Annotated in this window: 11 protein-coding genes and 9 pseudogenes; 11 read left to right on the top strand and 9 right to left on the bottom strand. The window is 48.0% G+C overall.

All coding sequences use genetic code 11. The features are described 5' to 3' along the window. Positions 1-178: 178 nt before the first annotated feature. Together CWI35_RS05550 and CWI35_RS05545 are read left to right on the top strand one after the other, a co-directional pair. Positions 179-745, top strand: a pseudogene (locus CWI35_RS05550) (DUF6431 domain-containing protein). A gap of 141 nt (positions 746-886) precedes the next feature. Then, a pseudogene (locus tag CWI35_RS05545) lies at positions 887-1,268 on the top strand (helix-turn-helix domain-containing protein); the annotation flags it as partial. Positions 1,269-1,290: 22 nt separating this feature from the next. On the opposite strand, the pseudogene CWI35_RS05540 reads toward CWI35_RS05545, so the two are convergent. Then, positions 1,291-2,169, bottom strand: a pseudogene (locus tag CWI35_RS05540) (IS982 family transposase). A gap of 490 nt (positions 2,170-2,659) precedes the next feature. Between CWI35_RS05540 and istA the strand changes: the two are divergent. Then, positions 2,660-4,165: an IS21 family transposase gene (gene istA, locus CWI35_RS05535; RefSeq protein ID WP_015374822.1), complete on the top strand. Its 1,506-nt coding sequence runs from the start codon at positions 2,660-2,662 to the stop codon at positions 4,163-4,165. After that, positions 4,162-4,914, top strand: coding sequence for an IS21-like element helper ATPase IstB (gene istB, locus CWI35_RS05530; RefSeq protein WP_041468500.1), 753 nt, complete (start codon positions 4,162-4,164; stop codon positions 4,912-4,914). The genes istA and istB overlap by 4 nt, the downstream gene beginning before the upstream one ends. A 93-nt stretch (positions 4,915-5,007) precedes the next feature. On the opposite strand, the pseudogene CWI35_RS05525 reads toward istB, so the two are convergent. Then, positions 5,008-5,433: pseudogene (locus CWI35_RS05525) on the bottom strand (IS982 family transposase); the annotation flags it as partial. Between CWI35_RS05525 and CWI35_RS18745 the strand changes: the two are divergent. Then, positions 5,431-5,685 (top strand): annotated as a pseudogene (locus CWI35_RS18745) (IS1634 family transposase); the annotation flags it as partial. The pseudogenes CWI35_RS05525 and CWI35_RS18745 overlap by 3 nt on opposite strands. 248 nt (positions 5,686-5,933) lie before the next feature. Here the strand turns inward: CWI35_RS18745 and CWI35_RS18230 are convergent. Further along, positions 5,934-6,389 (bottom strand): hypothetical protein, encoded by a 456-nt coding sequence (locus CWI35_RS18230; RefSeq protein ID WP_155836653.1) that lies wholly within the window; start codon positions 6,387-6,389, stop codon positions 5,934-5,936. Between the two features lie 21 nt (positions 6,390-6,410). Next, entirely contained in the window at positions 6,411-7,037 is a 627-nt protein-coding gene (locus CWI35_RS05515; protein ID WP_100660194.1) for a hypothetical protein, read from the bottom strand. 248 nt (positions 7,038-7,285) lie between these two features. On the opposite strand from CWI35_RS05515, the pseudogene CWI35_RS05510 reads away from it, so the two are divergent. Then, positions 7,286-8,476: pseudogene (locus CWI35_RS05510) on the top strand (ISL3 family transposase). A 224-nt stretch (positions 8,477-8,700) separates the two neighbouring features. Here the strand turns inward: CWI35_RS05510 and CWI35_RS05505 are convergent. After that, positions 8,701-9,579 carry an IS982 family transposase gene (locus CWI35_RS05505; protein ID WP_094239776.1) on the bottom strand — a complete coding sequence of 293 codons (879 nt, stop codon included), beginning with the start codon at positions 9,577-9,579 and terminating at the stop codon, positions 8,701-8,703. Between the two features lie 103 nt (positions 9,580-9,682). Between CWI35_RS05505 and CWI35_RS05500 the strand changes: the two are divergent. Together CWI35_RS05500 and CWI35_RS05495 are read left to right on the top strand one after the other, a co-directional pair. Beyond that, positions 9,683-10,559: pseudogene (locus tag CWI35_RS05500) on the top strand (DDE-type integrase/transposase/recombinase); the annotation flags it as partial. Next, a pseudogene (locus CWI35_RS05495) lies at positions 10,552-11,350 on the top strand (ExeA family protein). The pseudogenes CWI35_RS05500 and CWI35_RS05495, both read left to right, overlap by 8 nt. A 243-nt stretch (positions 11,351-11,593) precedes the next feature. Here CWI35_RS05495 and CWI35_RS05485 read toward each other — a convergent pair. Together CWI35_RS05485 and CWI35_RS05480 are read right to left on the bottom strand one after the other, a co-directional pair. Beyond that, the gene (locus CWI35_RS05485) at positions 11,594-13,129 is read right to left on the bottom strand and encodes a solute symporter family protein (protein ID WP_100659698.1); all 1,536 of its coding nucleotides are present in this window, start codon (positions 13,127-13,129) and stop codon (positions 11,594-11,596) included. Beyond that, on the bottom strand, positions 13,129-13,470 hold the full coding sequence (locus tag CWI35_RS05480; protein WP_119877562.1) for a DUF485 domain-containing protein: 342 nt from the start codon (positions 13,468-13,470) through the stop codon (positions 13,129-13,131). The genes CWI35_RS05485 and CWI35_RS05480 overlap by 1 nt, the downstream gene beginning before the upstream one ends. Positions 13,471-13,787: 317 nt before the next feature. Here CWI35_RS05480 and CWI35_RS05475 point away from each other — a divergent pair, with 317 nt between their 5' ends. Beyond that, positions 13,788-15,203: a branched-chain amino acid transporter BcaP gene (locus tag CWI35_RS05475; protein WP_119877561.1), complete on the top strand. Its 1,416-nt coding sequence runs from the start codon at positions 13,788-13,790 to the stop codon at positions 15,201-15,203. 98 nt (positions 15,204-15,301) lie between these two features. Further along, a pseudogene (locus tag CWI35_RS18515) lies at positions 15,302-15,559 on the top strand (RNA polymerase subunit sigma); the annotation flags it as partial. Positions 15,560-15,654: 95 nt separating this feature from the next. Here CWI35_RS18515 and tnpB read toward each other — a convergent pair. After that, positions 15,655-16,767: an IS200/IS605 family element RNA-guided endonuclease TnpB gene (gene tnpB / locus CWI35_RS05465; RefSeq protein WP_033009094.1), complete on the bottom strand. Its 1,113-nt coding sequence runs from the start codon at positions 16,765-16,767 to the stop codon at positions 15,655-15,657. A 172-nt stretch (positions 16,768-16,939) separates the two neighbouring features. Between tnpB and CWI35_RS18810 the strand changes: the two genes are divergently transcribed. Then, positions 16,940-17,173 (top strand): anti-sigma factor domain-containing protein, encoded by a 234-nt coding sequence (locus CWI35_RS18810; protein ID WP_033009093.1) that lies wholly within the window; start codon positions 16,940-16,942, stop codon positions 17,171-17,173. Here CWI35_RS18810 and CWI35_RS05455 read toward each other — a convergent pair. Continuing rightward, complete coding sequence (locus CWI35_RS05455) at positions 17,115-17,315, bottom strand: alpha/beta-type small acid-soluble spore protein (protein WP_013145987.1); 201 nt, start codon at positions 17,313-17,315, stop codon at positions 17,115-17,117. The genes CWI35_RS18810 and CWI35_RS05455 overlap by 59 nt on opposite strands. Positions 17,316-17,398: the final 83 nt, after the last annotated feature.

Here is a 17,398-nt window from a genome sequence, read left to right as displayed (position 1 = left end):
AATTGGGGCTGGCCCAAACGCAAGTGTAAATTATCATTTTATTTCAGCACAAAACGCCCTTTTTTTTTGCACATTCTTTCAGAAAGCCCTCTCCCCTTTTCTGAAGGAATGTGCTAATTTTTTTGTGAATTGTTTCGGACGAAGATTTCCATTCGTTTCAAGGAGAGGGGGAGGAAGTGTGATCCAGTTTCACGACTTTGGCATTGACATTCAAACGTATACGGATCGTGGGAAAGGGAACGATGATTTTCCCGACGTGAACCAATGCCCCCACTGTCCATCCCGCCGCCCCTTGCATCGTCACGGATACGACCAACGCTATGCGTTGACGGCAGAGGGGGAGTATCGCCTTTGGATCGCACGATATCGCTGTCAAGAGTGCCGTAAAACCGTGAGTGTGCTGCCTTCTTTTCTCCTCCCGTATGTTCAATATACACGGCCGGTCATCTGGCAAGCGGTCAAAACGTGGCTCGAAACGCCAAGGCGAGGAGCGAAGACCAAACAGGTTGTTTTTCCCACCAAGGAGGTCATCTTGTTTTATGTCCGACGATTTTTACGGAATCTTTCCCGCTTGCATCACGCGGCGGTGAGAAGGTGAGGGATCATCGGCCCTGTGGGGAACGCAAGAACAGAACGGGCGGTTTGGTGGATGCAGACCTTGGAGGGACGGGAGGTTGGCTCGATCATCCAAGACCTGTGGACAAACGAGAGGTGGCATCCGTTTGCGGATCAAATTGCTTCCTGATTTTCTACTTAACACCAAAAACGGAGATGGTTGATGTTCCCACAAACCCTTCCTCTCGACGAATCTCGAGCCGTTTCGTAAGATAGGAGGTAGAGGGACCGGGACGGTCCAACATCACAGGGGGACAGGGAGGAGATCCAGATGGATGAATCGATGAGACACGACATCGCGCTGTTTCGGTACGGGCTAATCGCTCCGTTGGTGAATGGGCAGGTGGAACCGAAGACGTATCTGAAAGAGGTGAGCGAGCGAGTGCACCATGTTCCCCACCAGGGCGACAAGCGAATCGCAGCCAAGACGATCCTCGATTGGTGCACCCGATACAAAAAAGGGGGCTTTGACGCCTTAAAGCCAAAGCGCCGTTCGGACCGCGGCCACTCAAGGCGTCTGTCGCCCGATGATGAGGATCATATTTTAGCCCTAAGAAAAGAACATCCCACCATGCCCGTGACGGTGTTCTACGAACACCTGATCGAGCAGGGGGGAAATCCCAGAAAACCATACCTCTTACTTTACTATATACCACCCGTGGTGCTAGTTGAACTTTAACGCTCAACTAGCCCAAGAATGACGAGTGAATAAGCGAGTAAAATGCCATCCAAAGCTGATTCAAATCCAGAAACAGAGTTGGCTCGAATCTCCGTGATCCGGTACTGATCAATGAGAACGGAAAACACGGTTTCAATGACTTTGCGCTTTCGTTTCATCCACCGTTTCCATGCTTTCGATTGGTGGATCTTCTGGTTTTTCCGAACGGGCGTCCAAAAAGCGATCTTGTATTCATCATACAGCTTCTTTTGCAAGTCTTGGCTCATATATCCTTTATCACCAAGTGCGTACGGATGAGGAAGTTGGGTCATCACGGTTTATGCAGCTGTCCGGTCGTGGCAGGATGCTTCGGTGACGACATATCCCATCGGAAGCGCTTGGTCGGTGATCTGAAGATGAAGCTTCAACCCATAGTAAGCCATCTTTTTGGATGCACAATACCCAATATCGGCGATTCCTTGAAACCGTTTGACACGATACATTCGTGCGTGGTGGCAGAGTTCAATGGGTAAGCTGTCCACTACTGCATAAGCGTGATGTTGTCCGCGTTTGGCTAGTTGATGTCGTATCCATTTGATGGCAAAGCCAAGATCTCGACAGCGACGGTTATATCGAGAGCGTTCAGGAAATAAATCTTTCGAAAATAAGTTTCCGATCACAAATCGGTGCCAAGCTCGTTCGGATGTAAAACCTAACAACTTTCCAAGAACATGGACGGCGATGATGACCTCATCTTCTTGCTTCAACAAATGGCGATTTCGGCGTTGTAAATACATCTGAATTAAAGACAATTGTCCAGATACAAAGAATAAAATCGCTGCATATTGTTTTTGAATTTTCGCTTCGTCTGTTGTAAAATGAAAGTGCTCTTGCATGTGAACTCTCCTTTTGAATGTTTGGTAGCACTTTCATTTCAAAGGAGATCCTTCATGCAAGGGCTATTTTTATACTTATCTCATTTTATCTAGCACCACGGGTTTTAAAAAATATATATAATATGGTATATTGAGGAAGTGGGATATAAGTCCATTATTCAATGTGTAAACCTAGGAGGTTGTTTAAATGGAAATTATAATGATTACTTTTGTTTTTATAATTGTGCTGCTAATTAGTTCTATTATAAATATTCTTTTTAAAATGACAGAAAAGAAACATTGGATTATTTCATTATTATTAAGTGTCGTATTGGCAATAATCATTGTTGCAATTTTAGGAGTGTAAACTGTTTATTGCAAAATAAAAATACAGAGTTCTGCAACGAAAAGTGCAGAGCTGAAGGCAAAGAAAAAAAGGCTTGCCAGCCTCTAACATTTCCTCTACTGTGGAAGTTGTGAACACATAACCAAACAGTGGAGGAGCGAAAGGATGCTGGCAATGCCCGAAATTAATCGTATCAGAAAACTGCGTGAAAAGAAAGGGTTATCGATTGCGGAAATTTCCCGTGAAACGGGATATAACTGGAGAACGGTCAAGAAATACGCAGATGAAGACATTTCTGTCCAACCAACCATCAAACGCAAAAAGGGGATGATGGAGGAAGAAGGGTACGGGCAAATCATTGATGACTGGTTGGAGGAGGATGCCAAGCTGCCGAGAAAACAACGGCGAACGAACAAGACGATGTTTGAAGCGCTTTGTCGTGACCATGGATTTCAAGGCTCGTATCGCACCGTTTGCGCGTACGTGCAAAAACGAAGACCGCAGCTCAAGCTCGAGAAAGAACAGCGCTATGAACGACTGGAGCACCCGCCAGGCGAGGCGCAGGTGGATTTCGGGAAGATGACGGTGGTGACGAAGGAGGGGAAGGAAGAAGAGCGATCGGTTTTGATCATGAGCTTTCCCTATAGCAACGCTGCGTTTGCTTATCCGCTGCCGGCGGAAAACAGTGAATGCTTCCTCCACGGGTTGACGCAGCTGTTTCGTCAGGCTGGGGGAGTGCCAAAGGCATTGCGCATTGACAATTTGTCCGCGGCCATTGTGTCGATTCGAAAAGGGGGAGAACGCCGATTCACCGAGGCTTTTGAGAAATTCCAACTCTACTATCGGTTTGATGTACAAGTGTGCAATCCATACAGTGGACATGAGAAAGGAAATGCGGAGCGAAAAGTCTATTACACTCGCAACCTTTGTTTCATCCCCGCTCCATTGATGGAGTCGGATCCGGAGCTGGTGGAGTGGCTGCATCGCAAGATGGTCGAGGACCGAAACCGTCCTCATTATGAAAAGGGGCGGTGGATCGAGGAACTATGGCAGGAAGAACAACCAGAGCTGTTGGCGTTGCCGGAACAAGATCTTCCGATCTTCTCCCTCGATCACGCTTACGTGAATAAATACGGAGAAGTGATGGTGGATGGGAAGGCGTTCGTCGTCCATGGCCTGTCCGTCCCCAACCGGGTGTTGGTGAAGAAAGAATGGAATCGTTTCGTTGTGTTCTCTTCCGATGGAGACGTCCATCTTGAAGCGCCAAGGCCGTATACGAACGTGAAACGCGAAATCCCTTGGAAAGAGATTTTCGCTGAGTGGGAGACCAAACCCCGGGTTGTCGGACATTCCCGCTACCGGACGTACTTGCCGGAGGCGATCCGAATGTATCTGGCTGGCCCCCCGCCCCAGGTGGTGGCCCGTTTGAAAGGACTGCGAGCGCTGTTGGATCGGCACACGCTTTACGAAATCGCCCAGTGGCTCGAGGAGAGTCAGCGATGGGACTTGACTCCTCATGAAATCGGCGTGTTGATGGAAGCGAAGCACTCCTATTACCCGGACAAGTGGGAAGAATCATACACCCCTTCCGTTCTAATCGACTATGAAACGGATTTAACGGTGTATGATCAACGTCTTCATCCCGCTCGGGAAGGGAGTGTCCAGAAATGAGAGCAGAGGTGAAAGAGATTTGTAAAGCGCTGCATTTGGCCTATATCGCAGATCGATTCGAGGAGGTGAGATTCGAAACGAAAGAACAGTTTTTGCGGGATGTATTGGCGCTGGAACTGTCGTGCCGCCAAGAAGCGAAACAGGCTCGGCTGATCAAGAAAGCCAAGTTTCGGGAGTTGAAATGGCTGAAGGATTACGAATGGTCGGGTCATATCCATTGGCCAGCCACGACATCGAGGGAGGAACTGTGTGACCTTCGCTTTTTGGAGCGAAAGCAAAACGTTCTGCTTTTAGGTTCACCTGGAACGGGGAAAACCCATCTCGCCACAGCACTTGGCATTCAGGCGTGCCAACAAGGCCATGAGGTTCGGTTTTTCCGCGTCGCGGATCTTGTCGCCCAGCTGGAAGAGGCGTTGAAAAACGGCACGCTCGGACGGCTGAAACGAAGCCTCGACCCATGCGAACTGTTGATTTTGGATGAACTCGGCTATGTGCCGTTTCAAAAGCAAGGATCGGAACTGTTGTTTCATATTATCGCCGACTGTTACGAGCGAAAAAGCGTCATGGTGACATCGAATCTAGAATTTGGACAGTGGAATCGGGTGTTTGGGGACAACCGTTTGACGGCAGCGTTAGTGGATCGCTTGGTTCACCACGCCCACATCTTGGCCTTTACGGGAGAGAGCTATCGACTGCGGAACGCTCTCTCCGCGATCCAGCCGTCCTCTGCCCCCGGTCTGGAACCTTAAGTCTTGAGCTGGCAAGCCTATGTATTTTTTCTTGCACTTCTCTGCATTTTTTGCTTGCAAAAAACAGTGTAAACCCGTGGTGCTAGTTGAGCGCTAGCGCTCAACTAGCCCGAGTGTTACAAGCGAATACACCAACAATATGCCATCTAGTGCCACTTCAAACCCTGAAATCGAATGAGCACGAATTTCTGTGATACGATACTGGTCGACGAGGACAGAGAACACCGTTTCAATGACTTTCCGTTTTTGTTTGAGCCATCTCTCCCATGATGCCGATGGGCGATGTTTCTGGTTTTTGCGAGATGGAGTCCAAAAGGCGATTTGGTACGCTTCATACAACTTTTTTTGCAATTCGCTACTGATAAATCCCTTGTCTCCCAAATTAAAGGGATGAGGAATTTGAGTCATGACGGTTTCAGCTGCAGTTCGATCGTGACAGGACGCCTCCGTTACCACGTATCCCATGGGCAGTCCTTGGTCGGTCACTTGAAGATGAAGCTTAAATCCGTAGTACCACTGGAAGACCGCATCCGGGCGCATGTGCTGCTCAGTTGGCTGGCCCTCTTGTTAGTTCGGATCGTAGAGATCCGGACTCATGAATCGTGGCCGAACGTAAGAGACGAATGTGAGCGTCTTATGCTTGGACATTTTTCTTCCAAAAACGGCGACCTTTTTCAACGAACCGAGCTGACGGCCAAACAAGCGCAACTCTTTACGGCTCTAGGGCTGGAGCCTCCTCCAAAGATCCTAAGCATCCATCCTCGCACCTAGATACACGCCCGAAGTGTGCCCAAATGCCTCCGATCCCTTTTGTATCAAGGGACGAGAGGCATTTTGTTTGCCTAGTGACTGTCGAACTCGGGTACGTAATTTAAATTCAAAACTATAGCTTTTGTATTTTGCATTTGATTTATCCAAAAAAATCCCTCCTGTATAGCAGTGTGTCCTTTTTCTACACTGTCTACACAAGAGGGATAATATCAACTTTAAGTAGCACCCTTCTTTTTGAAGTTCTATTATTAATCTATTCCCCAAATATCAACGGAATATCTTGTTGATTTCGGATAATAAAGAGGAGGTTTAGCCCATCCTGTTGGTTCAGGTTCATCCCAAACAACTAATCTATAGTCTCCACTCCCAGCATTCACACTAAACGTAATAGAACTTGTACTTGTTACACTTTTTGTCGTTTTAGTTGACCACCAAAGTCCATTACTTTTTTGTAATTGAACATTAACTTTTTTAATATTGCGAGTTTTAATCCACTCATCGACTTTGAATGTTACTTTTACCGTATCCTTGGTTGAATAGAAATAATGATAATTTTTAGGAACTGAAGTCGTACTTTCTTTTGTAGTACTAGTAAACGATGTGATTAATACAGTATCTGCTAATGCAGCACTTGAAAAGAAACTGAGCAGAAAACATGTTGTTAATAGTAGAGAAGATATCTTAATTGGTAAACTTTTCACCATATTGTTCCCCCTCAATTAAAATCAATAAGTAATTTTAGCTTCTACAATTCTATAACTTTGTGTTGGAGCATAAACATCGACCATTAATGTTGTATGATACGTTACAAAATATTTCAATGCCTTAAATGTTCCTTTGCTAGTTACTCTTGCAATTTTAGCATCTCTACCTATTATTCCATCTAACCCAGTTACAGTTGTATTTGACGATTTATCATACATTATCCCTGTTAGATCTGCATCTGCTGAAACTCCTGTTAAATAGTCTCCATTCCATGAAAAAATACCACTTACCGCATGGGTAAAATTAAAACCCGCAGTATTCGTTACATATGCTTGATAACTTTTTGATCCTATTGAACTAGCATTTACACCCATAGTATTTAACTGATTGGTCATTATATTTTCTGAACCTAGTGAGTTGTTTTCTTTAAAAACTAGTTTTAAATTCTTAGACGTTAATTCAATATTTTTTTCTCCATTAGATAATCTTTCATTTGCTTCATCTACTAATTCTTGTAATTCCTGATTCAATGCTTCAATTTCTGTTTTAGTAGGGTAGTAATTTTTCTTATACTCAGCTGCACTAGTTTCATGATTAAACATCAAAAACATAAAACTAAATGCTAATAGGTATAACATCTTTTTCAAGTTAAGTCACCTCGTTTTCATACTAAAACCCATTTGTATTGTTAAGGTATACCTTAATTAGAAATAAATGCGAGCGCTCGTATAATATTATCTTGTTAACTACTAAAAAAGTCAATACAATATTTATAATTTTTTAAAAAAATAGGTTCATCACCAAATTTTGTGATTTAGTGACAAAAAAGAGAAAGCACTGACGAGATCCTGGCAATAATGTTAGCGGTGAAATAAACATTAAGGAGGTCTCGTAAGTGCTTTCTATACCACTAGGATTGCCAGAATTTAAAGTGATTAAACAAGAACTTCTTTCCTATGGTTATGCGATTCATGTAGAGAAAACAGAGACCCAGGAGCGCTGCCCTCATTGTGGATTTGCCACTTCCTCTGTCCACGACAGACGGACAAGAAAAGTACGGGATTTGGCGATTTTCCATCAACCGGTGTACTTGTTCGTGAAGGTAAAGCGCTATCGGTGCCGGAATTGTTCCCAAGTGTTTTCTGCCTCTTTGGAATCGATTGAACCCAATCAACATTACACTAGTCGATTTTGTGAGCACTTGTATGAACTTTGTGAAGGCTCCACCATTCAAGAGGTTAGTCGAAAGCAGCGCATCCCCTATACGACATTGGAACGCATCTACTACTCCATCGCATCAAAAAAAACAAAAGAGCGTCAAAACACAATGGAGGCATCTTGTCAGGAAGGGATGGTGCTTAGCTTAGATGAAATCGCGGTAAAAAAGGGACATCAGTATGAAACCGTATTGATGGATGCCAAAGCTGGATCGGTCATGGGAATGCATGCCGATCGCCAATGTAACTCCGCCATCCACTTGTTGAGCCAAAATGTCCTGTCGAAAGAAAGGGTTCAAACGGTGATTCTGGACATGTGGGAACCTTATCATAAGGCGGTTCGCGCCCTGTTTCCATCTGCTTCGATTGTCATCGATCAGTACCATGTGGTTCAAAAAGTGACACAAGCCTTGGATCAAGCAAGAAAGGAATGTTCTCCATTGAAAAAGGCTCGATATCTTCTCTTAAAAGGCTGTGAAAAGCTTCGTAAGGACCAACGGCGTCGATTAGACGATATCTTGGAGGAGTATCCGGTACTCTCCATTGCTTATTATCTCAAAGAGTTGTTTCGGGATTTTTACCGAACCGATGGATATCACGAAGCAAAGGAACGCTTGGAAGAATGAATTCAGTTAGCTAAACAGAGCCCTTTCACTTCTTTTCAGGAAGCAGCCAACACGCTTGAAAGGTGGAAGGAGCCGATTCTTTCCTACTTTTTGTGCCCATATACCAATGCCCGAATCGAGTGGACGAATCACAAGATCAAAAACATCAAACGCCGGGCATATGGCTATCGAAATCTAGAACGGTTTCGTTTGCGTGTATTTCTGGAGTGTACAGGGAACACTACAGGCAGTCAGGCTGCTTAAGCGCTCCCTTCTTCCGCTATCGGTATGATAGTTGGTAGAATGGAACCCGTCAAGGAAAGCACTTGACTGTTTCCATTCTACCAACTTCGTGGTCTGTATGCGGAAGAAGGATCCTGACTGATGAACCTATTTCATCCAGCTAACATGTATCTAGGATTGAGTAGAAATCACAGAAAATGGTGAAGACCCAAAAAATATATATAACCCATGGTGCTAGTTGAACTTTAACGCTCAACTAACCCAAGAATGACGAGTGAATAAGCGAGTAAAATGCCATCCAAAGATGATTCAAATCCAGAAACAGAGTTGGATCGAATCTCTGTGATCCGGTACTGATCAATGAGAACGGAAAACACGGTTTCAATGACTTTGCGCTTTCGTTTCATCCATCGTTTCCATGCTTTCGATTGATGGATTTTCTGGTTTTTCCGAACGGGCGTCCAAAAAGTGATCTTGTATTCATCATACAGCTTCTTTTGCAAGTCTTGGCTCACATATCCTTTGTTACCAAGTGTATACGGATGAGGAAGTTGGACCATCACGGTTTCCGCAGCTGTCCGGTCGTGACAGGATGCTTCGGTGACGACATATCCCATCGGAAGCGCTTGGTCAGTGATCTGGAGATGAAGCTTCAATCCATAGTAAGCCATCTTTTTGGATGCACAATACCCAATATCAGCGATTCCTTGAAACCGTTTGACGCGATATATTCGTGCGTGGTGGCAGAGTTCAATGGGTAAGCTATCCACTACCGCATAAGCATGATGTTGCCCACGTTTGGCTAGTTGATATCGGATCCATTTGACGGCAAAGCCAAGGTTTCGACAACGACGGTTATATCGAGAGCGTTCAGGAAATAAATCTTTCGAAAATAAGTTTCCGATCACAAATCGGTGCCAAGCTCGTTCGGATGTAAAACCTAACAACTTTCCAAGAACATGGACGGCGATGATGGCCTCATCTTCTTGCTTCAACAAATGGCGATTTCGGCGTTGTAAATACATCTGAATTAAAGACAATTGTCCAGATACAAAGAATAAAATCGCTGCATATTGTTTTTGAATTTTCGCTTCGTCTGTTGTAAAATGAAAGTGCTCTTGCATGTGAACTCTCCTTTTGAATGTTTGGTAGCACTTTCATTTTAAAGGAGATCCTTCATGCAAGGGCTATTTTTATACTTATCTCATTTTATCTAGCACCACGGGTATATACCGATTATTGAAAAAACACAACCTTGTCGGAAAAGAAATTTTGCCCATGCCGGAGCGAAAACGATTTGCGTATGACCAGATCAATGAGCTTTGGCAAGGGGACTTATCCCATGGACCAACGATTCGAGTCAATGGGAAAGCCCAGAAAACGTTCTTGATCGCCTATATCGATGACTGCTCGCGGTTGGTGCCGTACGTATAGTTTCCCTTCGGAGAAGTTTGACGGGCTGCGGATCGTCACAAAGGAAGCGGTGCTTCGTTGCGGGAAGCCGAAGCGCATTTACTCGGACAACGGGAAAATTTATCGATCCGAGGTGCTGCAGTATGCGTGCGCCGAGATGGGGATTACGCTCATCCACACTCAGCCGTATGACCCGCAAAGCAAGGGAAAAATCGAACGGTTCTTCCGCACCGTACAGACACGATTTTATCCGCTGTTGGAGCTGAATCCGCCGAAGTCGCTTGACGAGTTGAACGAGCGTTTTGGGAAGTGGCTTGAAGAAGAGTATCATCGAAAACCGCACGCCTCGCTGGATGGGAAAACGCCGCATGAGGTGTTTCAGTCTCAGGTGGAACAAGTGGTGTGGATCGAAGACATCGATTGGCTGGATGCGATTTTTCTGAAACGGGAGCACCGCAAGGTGAAAGCCGATGGCACGGTCACTCTGAATAAACAGCTATACGAGGTGCCGCCTCGGTTCATTGGATAATCGATTGAGCTCCGCTATGACGAACGAGGCGTCTATGTGTACGAAGATGGCAAACGGGTGGCGGAGGCCGTTCGGGTGCGTTTGGAAGATAACGCCTATGTCAAGCGCCACCGGTCGCCGTTTGCGGCGATTTCGGCGAAGGAGGGCGAACGGGATGTATAAAACGTTTTATTCCCTCTCGCGGGAGCCGTTTGCGAAAGAAACCGACCCGTCCGAGGCGTATCAAGGGGCGGCGTTTCAAGAAGCGCTGCGGGCGCTGGAGTACGTGAAACGAACCCGGGGGATCGGGCTGTTGATCGGAGAGCCGGGGGCGGGCAAGACGTTCGCCCTTCGGGCGCTGAAAGAGTCATTGAATCCATCATTGTATCATGTCGTCTACTTTCCGTTATCCACCGGAGGCGTGATGGATTTTTACCGTGGACTGGCCTTGGGATTAGGAGAGGAACCGAAGTACCGCAAGGTAGACCTCTTCCGCCAAATCCAGCAGGCGATCGAGCGATTGTATCATGAACGGCGGATCACGCCGGTATTCATTTTGGACGAGATGCATTTAGCAAAGGATGCATTTTTACAGGACATCGCCATCTTGTTCAACTTTGAGATGGATTCGACCAACCCATTTGTCTTGATGTTGGCCGGGCTGCCCCATTTACAAGGGAAGCTGCGGCTCAATCAGCACCGCCCTCTCGATCAGCGGATCATCATGCGATACCGGATGGGGCCGCTGGAGAAGGAAGAGGTGGCGGGCTACATCGAGCATCGGATGAAAGGCCGGAGCGAAGCATCCGATCTTCACTCCATCGGCGTTAGAGGCGATTGCCCTGCAATCACGTGGTTGGCCCCGTGTCATCAACACGTTGGCCACGACGTGCCTGTTATACGGGCATCAGCTGAAAAAGGACGCCATTGACGAAGAAGTGGTGCGCAGGGCCGCAGAGGAAATGGGGTATTAGCACGAAAGGGGCCGAATCGGCCTCTTTTGTTCTTTCTCTTTTCCATCGGTCCATCAGGCGCGCTGGAAATCTTCATCTGAAAGAGCGTGCAAACGTTCCGAAAGAATGTGCAAAATCCGGAACAATCCGCAAAAATTTTGCACATTATTTCCGAATCCGCCTGAAATAATTTGAAAAAGGGATTCTGAAATAATGTGCTAATTTACAGCAAGCACGTTTTGGGCCAGCCCCTTCTTTGTTGTGTTACACGCGTCCTATCCCAGTATTTGCCTTGACGACAATTTCCGTATATTTCTTTTCATCCGATTTTTTCGACGAGACGAGCGTGCCAACGATCGCACCGATAAAGCCGAGCGGAATCGAGATGATGCCCGGGTTGGCGAGCTTAAAGAGCGGTTCGCCGACGAAAATGGCGGCGCCCGGCTGCGGCGACCAGACGTTCGGGCTGAAGAAGACGAGCACCAAGGCGCTGATCAGGCCGACAAGCATCCCCGTAATCGCTCCAGTCGTGTTAAAGCGGCGCCAGAAAATGGTGAATACGATCGTCGGCAAGTTGGCGCTGGCGGCGACCGCAAATGCGAGCGATACGAGGAACGCGACGTTCATTTTTTGTGCAAACAGCGCTAACAAAATCGACAACACCGAGACGCCGACGGATGCCCAGCGGGCGGCGAGCATTTGTTCTTTTTCCGTCGCCTGGCCGCGCCGCAAAATATGGCTGTAAAAGTCATGGGCAAACGCCGAGGCGGCTGACAACACAAGTCCGGCGACAACGGCCAAAATCGTCGCAAAGGCGACGGCAGAGACGAAAGCGAACAAGAAATCTCCGCCAAGCGCTTCCGCCAACAGCGGGGCGGCCATATTGCCGGCCGGGTTGGCGGCGACGATTTTGTCATAGCCGACAAACGCGGCGGCGCCAAAGCCTAAAAAGATCGTCATGACGTAGAAAAGCCCAATGATCCATGTCGCATACACGACCGATTTGCGCGCAGTCGGGGCGTCTTTGACCGTAAAGAAGCGGATCAAAATGTGCGGCAGCCCGGCCGTCCCCAACACGAGCGCCAAGTTGAGTGAAATCGTATCGAGTGGATCCTTAAACTTGTTGCCTGGGTTTAAAAACGCTTCGCCAAGCGGCGTCGCTGTTTTCATTTCGTAGAACATTTTGGTGATGCTGAAATCGAATTTGGCAAAGACGATGATGGAAATGATAAACGTACCGACCATCAGCAAGACGGCTTTGACGATTTGCACCCAACTCGTTGCTGTCATGCCCCCGAAGACGACGTACACCGTCATCAAAATGCCGACGATCAAGACGGAATAAATGTAGTCTAGACCCAACAGAAGCTTAATGAGGCCGCCGGCGCCGACAAGCTGGGCGATCATATAGAAAATCGAGATGGCGATCGTATTTAACGCCGCGACGCCGCGCACTTTCTTATCGTCAAAACGGGCGGCGATCATATCGGCCATCGTGTATTTGCCGAGGTTGCGAAGCGGTTCGGCGACGATATACAAGACGACAAGATAAGCGACAAGGAAGCCGATGCTATAAAAGAAGCCGTCAAATCCCGTCAGTGCGATCATGCCAGCGATTCCTAAGAAGGATGCGGCGGACATATAATCGCCTGCGATGGCGAGCCCGTTTTGCCAGCCGGTGAGGCTGCTGTCCGCGGTGTAAAATTCGCTTGTCGTTTTCGTCCGTTTCGAGGCGTAGTACGTAATGACAAGCGTCAAGGCGACGATAATGAGGAAGAGGAAAAAGGCGAGCCCGTTCATTACGTGTTTCCTCCTTCCGCTGTTTCTTGCTTCACTTGCTCGACGATGGCATCAAATTGTGCTGCGCGTTTCGAATAAAGGATGCATAAGGCCCATGTCATAATAAACTGCGCAAAGGCAAACAGCCACGCCCAGCTGACCGGCCCAATCGCTGGTGCGTTGAGCGCTTTCGAATACGACGTCAACACCGGAAGGGCGAAGTAAAAGACGAAGAAAAAGATGGTGGCTGGGATGATGAAGCGCTTCTTCGCCTGAATGAGCCCGCGGAACGAAGCGGATTGAGCGATGGCATCATAGTTGATGCCGCCTTGGTCGACCCTTGATTGTTTTTTCACTGCCATTGTAATCCCTCCTCGTCTGTATTAAAGCGTTTTCAAAAAGGACTATGAACTGTTCTGCCGCAAACGGTGGATGTGCCCCCCTTTCTGACACAAATTTGTCACACATTCATTATACATTTATCTGAAAAATTTGTAAATTAATGTTTTTTATTATTTTTAAAAACTTTTTTTTACTTTGCCGCACAAAATGGAGAAAATTTTTTGCTGTTTTTCTTATTTTCACACTTTACACAAAAACGAGGATCATGTAGAATGTCAACTGTATTCGACAATAAAATTCAACAATTTTCTACAAAAAACGACAAGGGGAGACATCTATGAATTTGTTTCGTAAAAAACCGATTCAATCGTTGCTTAAGGAGTCGGGGACGAAAGGAGCTTCGCTGCGAAAAGAGTTAGGTGCATTCGACTTGACGATGCTCGGCATCGGTGCCATTATCGGGACAGGCATTTTCGTCCTGACCGGGGTGGCGGCGGCGGAACATGCTGGTCCGGCTCTCGTTCTTTCGTTCGTTTTGTCTGGGTTGGCGTGCGTGTTTGCGGCGCTTTGCTACGCCGAGTTCGCCTCGACGGTGCCGGTGTCAGGGAGCGCATACACATATAGCTATGCGACATTCGGTGAATTATTCGCTTGGATTTTAGGCTGGGATTTGATTTTGGAATATGGAATTGCTTCGTCGGCGGTTGCCGTCGGTTGGTCCGGTTATTTCCAAGGGTTGCTTGCCGGTTTTGGCATCGAACTCCCGAAAGCATTGACGAGCGCGTATGATCCGGAGAAAGGGACGTTCATCGATTTGCCAGCGATTTTAATTATTCTGTTCATTACGTTTTTGTTGAACTTAGGCGCCAAAAAATCGGCGCGTTTTAACGCGGTGATCGTTGCCATTAAAGTGGCGGTCGTGCTGCTCTTTTTGGCGGTCGGTGTTTGGTACGTCAAGCCGGAAAACTGGACGCCGTTTATGCCGTATGGCTTCTCTGGCGTAGCGACCGGCGCGGCGACGGTGTTTTTCGCTTACATCGGCTTTGATGCGGTGTCGACGGCGGCGGAAGAAGTGCGCAATCCGCAGCGCGATATGCCGATTGGCATTATCGTCTCGTTGCTTGTGTGCACATTGTTGTATATTGCGGTTTCGCTCGTATTGACAGGCATCGTTCCGTACGAGCAGCTCAACGTGAAAAACCCAGTGGCGTTTGCGTTAAACTATATCCACCAAGACTGGGTGGCGGGCTTTATTTCGCTCGGGGCGATCGCCGGCATTACGACCGTGCTCCTTGTGATGATGTATGGGCAGACGCGTCTCTTCTACGCCATCAGCCGCGACGGTTTGCTGCCGAAAGTGTTTGCCCGCATCAGCCCGACGCGCCAAGTGCCGTATGTCAATACGTGGCTGACGGGAGCGGCTGTAGCGGTATTTGCCGGCATCATTCCGCTCAACAAATTGGCGGAACTGACGAACATCGGCACGCTCTTTGCCTTTATCACCGTCTCGATCGGCGTGTTGGTGCTGCGTAAAACGCAGCCGGACTTAAAGCGGGCATTCCGCGTTCCGTTTGTCCCAGTCATCCCGATTTTGGCTGTCTTATTCTGCGGCTACCTCGTTCTTCAGCTTCCGGCGACGACATGGATCGGTTTTGTCTCGTGGCTGCTGATCGGTTTAGTGATTTACTTTATCTACGGCCGCAAGCATAGTGAGCTGAATGAAATGGCACGGACGGAAGAAAAGGCCGGATGAACGGCCAAACAATGAAAAAGGGGCTGACCCAAATGGGGAAACAGCCCCTTTTTCCATTATGTCAAATTTTTCGGCAACACCGCGTTTCACCACTTTTTCATTTTCACGATTTAGTCGAACAATTGCCAAAACATAAAGACGCCCGCCTCAATGCCATTCGCGTCGCCGAGTTGCTTGTGGCGAACGAGGAATGGCTCGCCCTGTTGTTTCGAAAAAAGCAGCTGCCAATCAAACAGCTGGAAACGATGGCGTCGGTCAGCCGCAAGACGATTGAGAGAAATAGAAAATACATTATTGCGGTCGCGGTTATTTTGGCAGGCGATTACATTTACCTAAAGGACTATTTGAACGCTCTCCCGCCCGTATTTCGAGATGGGAGATTCTTGGGAACACCCGCCCCACGGCAGGCTGTCCACCAAGCCATCCCCGTGCGTCCCACGGTTGTGCTGTCTTACAACGACAGCAAACGAAGCCCTTCATTCAGGATATTCCGAGCGGCGTTGTGGTCCCGGTCATGTTCGGCCCCGCAGCTCGGGCACACCCACTCGCGGATGCCGAGCGACTTCACCTCAACCTGCCGGTGCCCGCAGCACGAGCACAATTGACTCGAGGGAAACGTGCTCGCAACACGAACCACCGTCCGCCCGTACCATGTCGCTTTATACTCAAGCATGTTGAGAAAACGCCCCCACGCGGAATCAGAAATGGATTTGGCCAGCTTGCGGTTCTTTTGCATGTTCCTAACACGCAAGTCCTCCACGCACACCACTTGGTTTTCGCGGATGAGGCGGGTGGACAGTTTGTGCAGGAAATCGTTCCGGCAGTTGGCGATTTTTTCATGAAGCTTGGCCACTTTCAAACGGGCTTTCTCCCAGTTCGAACCGCCCGGCTTCCGACGAGCCATCACCCGCTGCCAGTAGGCGAGCTTTTCTTCATACCGGCGCCAATACCGGGGGTGTTCGATCGTTTCGCCTGTGGAAAGCACCACGATCTGTTTCAACCCCAAATCGACGCCCACTTTCTTGTCGGTTTGGGGCAATGGGGGAATATCCGTTTCCACGAGAATGGAGACGAAATACTTCCCCGCTCGATTTCGACGAATCGTGGCGGAGAGAATGCGGCCTTCCATCTCACGGCTTTTGGCGAACTTCACCCATCCGAGCTTGGGAAGTTTCAATCGATGGCCGTCCACTTCGATCGTAGGGCGTCCGTTCTTTGGGTAGTTGCACTGGGCGGTGTACGATTGGTTCGGGTGTTTTTTGCTTTTGAAGCGGGGAGCGTTCGCCGTTCCCTCGAAGAACCGGTCAAACGCCTCGGACAGCTGTTGCAACGCGTTTTGCAAGGCGGTCGAATCGGGAGTCTTCAGCCACGGGATCGTTTGTTTCAATGCCGTCAGCCTTTTGGAACATTCGTTGTAGCCGAGCCCTCTTCCGGTGGTTTCATACGCCTCATTCCACTCGGCCAAAAAGTGGTTGTACACAAATCGGCAGCACCCGATCGTTTGGTTGATGAGCTTCGCTTGTGTTGAGGTGGGATACAACCGAAAGCGGTAGGCTCTATGCATGATCTTCCCTCCTACATACAGGAACGTGTGTTCTATCACTATCCATTTTACACCTTCTGTTCTGTGAAAGCAAGAGGAAGAGCGACGGCAAATCTCGATTCATCCCCCACTTACGCTCACGCATGGAAGTGGGGACTTCTCGGTTCATGGTGATAAAAGGGGTGCTTTCATTGTGAAAAAGGGAATTGTGCTGGAGTTAGGTGAAGAGTTCGTCACGGTATTGACGCCGGAAGGGGAATTTCTTCGATTGAAAAAAGAAAAAGAAAGATCGCCGCCAAGCCGACGTCCACCGCCATTTGAAAGCGATGGATGCCAAAACGAAAAAAGCCGAGTGATTCCGCTCGGCTTTATTCCGTTTTTCGGCCTGCCAGTTCGCTTTGCGCTTGGGCGACAAGCCGTTTCGTAATTTCTCCGCCGACGGAGCCGTTGGCGCGCGAAACCGTGCCAGCCCCGAGCTGTACGCCAAACTCTTGGGCGATTTCGTATTTGATTTGTTCCAACGCTTGTTCGATGCCTGGAACAAGCAGTTTGTTGCTTGAACGAGCCATATGAAATTCCTCCTTGATGGTTTTTTGATGAGGTATGATTAGTATGGACGATCGAACAAAGAGATATGGTTGGGAATTACAGG

Origin of the sequence: [Bacillus] caldolyticus (genome assembly GCF_003595605.1) — a bacterium.
Taxonomy (GTDB): domain Bacteria; phylum Bacillota; class Bacilli; order Bacillales; family Anoxybacillaceae; genus Geobacillus; species Geobacillus thermoleovorans.
Note: the sequence above shows the minus strand (reverse complement) of the source record. Positions and strands in the feature narration are given on the sequence as shown.